4 protein-coding genes and 1 pseudogene are annotated in these 6017 nt (G+C 62.9%); 1 reads left to right on the top strand and 4 read right to left on the bottom strand.

Features of this window, described 5'->3' with window-relative positions:
• Positions 1-28: 28 nt before the first annotated feature.
• Both VJ604_RS00755 and VJ604_RS00750 read right to left on the bottom strand, forming a co-directional pair.
• The gene (locus tag VJ604_RS00755) at positions 29-1141 is read right to left on the bottom strand and encodes a type IV pilus twitching motility protein PilT (protein ID WP_324079474.1); all 1113 of its coding nucleotides are present in this window, start codon (positions 1139-1141) and stop codon (positions 29-31) included.
• 14 nt (positions 1142-1155) lie between these two features.
• Entirely contained in the window at positions 1156-2814 is a 1659-nt protein-coding gene (locus VJ604_RS00750) for an ATPase, T2SS/T4P/T4SS family (RefSeq protein WP_324079473.1), read from the bottom strand.
• 359 nt (positions 2815-3173) lie between these two features.
• On the opposite strand from VJ604_RS00750, the gene VJ604_RS00745 reads away from it, so the two are divergent.
• Complete coding sequence (locus VJ604_RS00745) at positions 3174-4178, top strand: hypothetical protein (protein ID WP_324079472.1); 1005 nt, start codon at positions 3174-3176, stop codon at positions 4176-4178.
• A gap of 144 nt (positions 4179-4322) precedes the next feature.
• Here VJ604_RS00745 and VJ604_RS00740 read toward each other — a convergent pair whose 3' ends face one another.
• Positions 4323-5420, bottom strand: coding sequence for an HD-GYP domain-containing protein (locus VJ604_RS00740; RefSeq protein WP_324079471.1), 1098 nt, complete (start codon positions 5418-5420; stop codon positions 4323-4325).
• Positions 5421-5780: 360 nt separating this feature from the next.
• A pseudogene (locus VJ604_RS00735) lies at positions 5781-6017 on the bottom strand (transglycosylase); the annotation flags it as partial.

Below are 6017 nucleotides of genomic sequence, written 5' to 3'. Positions count from 1 at the left end.
ACCACGATCACCAGCCAGACCTTCGACATCATCCCGTAGCCGGACGGTCTCCCGGGGCCGCACCGACCGATACGGTGTGGCCCTTCGCCTTGAGCGCCTGCAGCATGGCCGCCTTCTCGACCGAGCGAAGATAAGCCTCGTCGGGTTCGATCTGGTGCTTCTCCACGAGGTCGAGCAGGGCCTCGTTGAGGGTGATCATTCCCACCTTGCGGCTGGTCTGAATGATGGAGGGGATCTGGTAGGTCTTCCCCTCCCTGATCAGGTTGCTGATGGCCGGGGTGCCGATCATGATCTCCAGCGCGGCCACCCTCCCCTTGCCGTCGGCGGTCTTCAAAAGCTGCTGGCAGATGACCCCCTTGAGCGACTCGGAGAGCACCGCGCGCACCTGCTCCTGGGCATCCTTGGGGAAGACGTCCACGATGCGGTCCACCGTCTTGGCCGCCGAGCTGGTGTGCAGGGTACCGAACACCAGGTGGCCCGTCTCGGCCGCGCTCATGGCGAGGCCGATGGTCTCCAGGTCGCGCATCTCACCGACCAGGATCACGTCCGGGTCCTCCCTCAACGCCGCGCGCAGCGCAGTGGCGAAGCTTTCCGAGTGCTCGCCGATCTGGCGCTGGTTGAAGAGCGACTTCTTGTTCTCATGGATGAACTCCAGCGGGTCCTCGAGGGTCAGGATGTGCTCGTTGCGGGTCGAGTTGATCAGGTCGATCATGGCGGCGAGCGTGGTCGACTTGCCGCTGCCGGTAGGGCCGGTCACCAGCACCAGACCCTTCTTGAGCTCGGTCAGCCTGCGGACCCCTTCCGGCAGCGCGAGCTCGTCGGCGGTCAGGATCTTGCTGGGGATGATCCTGAACACGGCGGCGATGCCGCGATGCTGCATCATCATATTGCCACGGAAGCGGGCCAGCCCGGGCACCGAGTAGGCGAAGTCGAGGTCGTGCTTCTCCTCGAAGTGATCGCGCTGCTTTTGGGTCAGGATCTCGAATAGTATGGACTTCAACTCGTCGTGCGCCAGCACTTTGAAGTTTTGCCGCTCCATCTCACCGCGCAACCTGAAGATCGGTGGCGACCCGGTGGAGAGGTGCAGGTCCGATGCCCCCTTGTCGCTCATCAGTTTGAACAGTGCGTCAATCCTTGCCATGTCTTAACTCTCCGTCACAGTAGAATGGATGCCACGTACTCGCCCGGCGAGATCTCGCCCCTCTCCAGGAGCTCGATACCTTCCTCGGCTATGCCGCGGTAGCCGTTGTCTTTCATGAAACTGATGATCTCCGAGCTCTTGCCGATCATCTCGAAGGCCTCCAGGAAGGTCTTGTCGAAGCGGATCACGTCCAACAGGTAACGCCGTCCCCGGTAACCGGTATGGTCGCAGGTGGTGCAGCCGCGCGGGCGGAAGTATTCCCGTCGGCCGGTGGGCAGCCTGAGCGCGGCCAGTTCCTCCGCGGCCGGCTGGTACTTCTCCTTGCAGGCGGGGCAGAGGGTCAGCACGCATTTGGAGATGATGAGACCCTTGAGGTGGGTGGGGATCAGGTAGTTCTTCTGCCTGAGATACAGGAGCTGCTTGAGCAGGGAGAGCTTGTCGGGGTGGCAGATCCCCGCCACCACCAGCTTGCCGCGCATGACCGCCCGGCTGGCCGCCACGAAGGCCGCCACGTCGGTGATGTCCTCCACCACCAGGGTATCCGGGTCGTGCTCGAGCGCGGCCGAGATGATGGAAGCGGTCTGGTCGATGACGTCGTGCATCTTGACCGGAATGCGGGGAAAACGCTTCTTCCCCCGGCCCAGGCGCTCCCCCAGGACCAGCACCGTCTTGCCGGCGGAGTCGCAGTCATCCATGAACAGGTCGATCAGCCGACATCTCTCGTCCGGCTCGCGTCCGGAGAAGAGGATCAGCCCTTCCTTCTCCCTGGTCAGCGTCTGCAGGGCCTCCCGCTCCGGCGAGGGGAGCTGCAGGTCTGCCAGCTCAGAGATAGGGGGCGGGGAGATCTTCAGCTTGATGGTGACGTACTCGCTGCCGGAGGCGCCCATCAACAACGCCTGGAAGGGAATCTTCTTCCCCTGCCACATGAAGGTGAGCACCCCGTTGGAGGAGATCCCCTCGGAGGGGGACATCCGGGCCAGCTTCCGGATCCGCGCGGTCAGCACGTGATAGTTGGCGGAGGCGAGACGGCCGATTTCGGCGGAGCGGCCACCGCCGCGGGCCACCAGCACGACGTCGTCCCCCAGGGGCTGCAACGCCAGGGTGGTGAGCTTCTGCTTGATGACCTTCAAGAGGAGGTGGTTCAGCAAGGCGGCCGCGCTGAGGTCGGCGTTGATCGCCTCGATCACCTTGGCGGGGAACTGCTTGGAAGTGAACCCCAGCTCCGGGGCGTTCTGGTCGGGGTAGATCAGGTCCTGCATCTCCCGGATTTCGCGGATGAGGCCGACCGAGATGGTGACCTGGCAGCCGGTGACCCGGACCAGCTCCTCGATCGCTTCCTTGTTGAGCGGATCGGCCATGGCGACCGAGAGTTCGTTGCCGGAGAGGACCACCGGGAACAGGTTGTAGCGCCGGGCGAGCTGACCGGGGACCCGTGCGATGGCGGCGGGATCCAGGTTTTCCTTCTTCAGGCGGACGTAGGGTATGTTCAGCTGGTTGGAGAGCGCCCAGTCGATATCCTCCTGAGTCACCACCCCCAGGCGGACCAGTGCCTCGCCGACCCGGCAACCGGAAACCTTCTGCGCCTCCAGGGCCGCTCTCAGCTCCTGTTCCGTTATGATCTGGGATTTGAAGAGGATCGCACCGATGGATCCTTCCTTGACAAGCCCGTTCATGTGTTCACCTCCGGGATTACGGACGGCCGATTAGAGGGAATGTACCTGAAAAACCTCATACCGACAACCTTTACTTTCCCTGATCCTTCGTGGTAGCCTATTGGACTTGTAACTGACCGGAAAATGCCCAAAAGCCAGATGTCCAACCCCATCCTCACCCTGCCCCCCTCCTGGCCTGAAGGCTACGGCGGGCAGGCTTCCCCTTGAAGGGGAGGGAACGTAGGGGCAATTTCCTGAGAGGCAGCCTTTCAGGTCCCCCCCTTGATAAAGGGGGGACAGGGGGGATTTGCTGTTGGAGTTTTCGCATCTGTTTCTGCTGATACCGCTTTTAGCGGCACGACTTAGATAGGAGAGTTTGCATGCAACGTAAAGCCATCGCCCTTTTGTCCGGGGGGCTCGATTCCACCCTGGCCGTCAAGGTGCTCCTCGATCAGGGGGTCGCCGTGGAGGCCCTCAACTTCACTTCTCCGTTCTGCACCTGCACCGGCAAGAACTCCGGCTGCAAATCGGAGGCGGTCCGGGTGGCCGGCGAGTTCAACATACCGATCAAGGTGATGCACAAGGGTGTCGATTACCTGGAGATCGTCAGAAAGCCCCAGCACGGTTACGGCAAGGGGATGAACCCCTGCATCGACTGCCGCATCTACCTGCTCAAGAAGGCCAAGGAGTACATGCAGGAGATAGGCGCCGACTTCGTCTTCACCGGTGAGGTGCTCGGGCAGCGCCCGATGAGCCAGCGCCGGGATACCCTCAGGGTGATCGAGCGGGAGAGCGGCTTGGACGGGCTGCTGCTGCGCCCCCTTTCCGCCAAGCATTTCCAGCCCACCGTCCCGGAGCAGGAGGGGTGGGTGGACCGTGAAAAGCTGCTGGCGATCCAGGGGCGTTCCAGGAAGGAGCAGATGGAGCTGGCCGAGGAGCTGGACGTGAAGAACTACCCCTGTCCTGCCGGCGGCTGCCTGTTGACCGAGCTCTCCTTCGTGGGCAAGGTGCGCGACGTCTTCGACCACTCCGACCAGCTGAACCCGAGGGATTTCCGGTTGCTGAAACTGGGGAGGCACTTCCGGATCGGCAAGCGCACCAAGGTGATCGTGGGGAGAAACGAGGCCGAGAACCAGCTGTTGGAAAATGCCGTGCAGCCGGGCGAGGCCACCCTGCGTTGGGGTTGCGGTCCGAGCCCGTTGGCGGCGCTGATGGGAGAGAGTTCCGAGGAGATGCTGGCGGTGGCGGGGCAGATCCTGCTTCGCTACACCAAGGCCGAGGCGCTATCGGAGACCGAGCTGGTGGTTTCCTGCAACGGCGCCGACCGGACCCTGGCGGTCTCCAACGTCCTCGACGAGCAGGCGGTGGAGAGCCTCAGGGTTTAAAGGCAGGAGTAGGGACTAGAGAAAAAGAAGGGGCCAGGGCGGATACGCCTTGGCCCCTTCGCATTTTGGATCTTTTCCTGATCAGCGGCCATCGCCCGCTGTCACGTCCCCCCCTTGATAAAGGGGGGACAGGGGGGATTGCCTCTAGTCGGCACACCCCTCCTGATCACCATCGCGATTGTCGTTGAAGATTTCGTCAAGGCTGTGGGCGCTGCGGGTGAAGGCCTCCAGCACGGCCGGGTCGAAATGGCAGGGCATGGTGCGCCCGTCGCCGACCGTGATGATATCGAAGGTCTTTTCATGGCTGAAGGCTGGCTTGTAGACCCTCTTGCTGCGCAAGGCATCGTACTGGTCCACCAACATCACGATACGCCCCTCCAGGGGGGCCTGCTCCCCCACCAGGCCTTTCGGGTAGCCGCTGCCGTCCCAGCGCTCGTGGTGCGTCAGGGCGATGGAGGCCGCCATCTGCAGCACTTGATGGGTCGAACCGGCAAGGATGGTGTGGCCGATCTCGGTGTGGCCCTTCATGGTGGAGAATTCCTCCACTGTCAGCGGGCCCCGCTTGAGCAGGATGGAATCCGGGATGCCGATCTTCCCCACGTCGTGCATGGTCGCGGCCATGGCGATCGTTTCCACGAAGTTGGCCGGCATGGCCAGCTCCTCGGCGAGCCTCCTGGCGTAAAGGCCGATGCGGGAGATATGCCGGCCGGTATCTTCGTCCCTGAGCTCCGCGGCGGCGGTGAGCCTCTCGATGGTCTCCATGCTCATGCTGCGCATCCGCGCCAGCGCGTCCGCCAGCTCCCGGGTGCGCAGCTCCACCGTGCGCTCGAGCTCCGCCTTGTAGTTCTTCTCGACCTGCACCAGCCGCTGGTAGTTGATCCCCTTTTCCACCGCATGCACCAGGTAGGGGGGCTTGAAGGGCTTGATGATGAAATCGAAGGCCCCCTTCTTGATGGCGGAGACCGCCATGTTGAGCTCGGCGTAGGCGGTCATCAGGATGACCGGTATCTCCCGGTCCCGCTCGCGGATCTTCTCCAGGAGCTCGATCCCGGTGATGTTCGGCATGTTCACATCGGTCAGCACCGTGTGGGGCCGCAGTTCCTCCAGCTTCTTCAGGGCCTCGAAGCCGTTGGAAAAAGGATGCACGTCAAAGCCGTTCACCGTTAGGAGCATGGAGACGCTCTCCAAAACGAAAACGTCGTCGTCGACAACCACCACGGTGCCTGTAACAGTTGGTTTCATGTATGCCACTCCGCTCCTGCCAGCGTTTTACTCTGTGCAAGATAGATCGGCGCAACTCATGGGAACTTGAGGACGACTTTGCTAATGAATGAAGGTGGGAGCAACTACGTTGTTCGGTTTGACAGAAATCTCCCCCCCCGGCGTCCCCTCCCCTTCAAGGGGAGGGACAGGGTGAGGATGGAGGCGGGGACTGGCTCCGTCAGGGGCCTGTCCCCCTGTCCGACTCCATTGCAAGTGCTCCCACCCCCTCCGGGGGAGGGTTGGGGTGAGGGAAGCCTCGCGCCTTCGTGGAAGGTCCTTTCAGCCTTCTCCCCGGCAGAGGGGAAGGTGGCTGGGTGGGGATAGCGTTGTTCCGAAAGGCTACTGCGGCTTCTCCCCCTGCCCCGGCTCTTGGGCCGGAGCGTTGGCAGGAGCGGATGGAGCAGGAGCCTGCTCGGACGGGGCTGCGGCAGGAGAGCCCTCTCCTTTGGGCGCCTCCGCCCCCTCCTCCTTGCGGGGCACCGCCGGCTCCGACAGGCGGGCGCTGGACATGTTGGTCATGACCGCCGCCTGCTGGATGCTCTGATCCACCTTCTTCTGCATCCTGCCCAGGTTCGG

Origin of the sequence: Geomonas sp., from assembly GCF_035254065.1 — a bacterium.
GTDB lineage: Bacteria > Desulfobacterota > Desulfuromonadia > Geobacterales > Geobacteraceae > Geomonas.
This window is presented reverse-complemented; position numbering and strand designations above follow the sequence as displayed.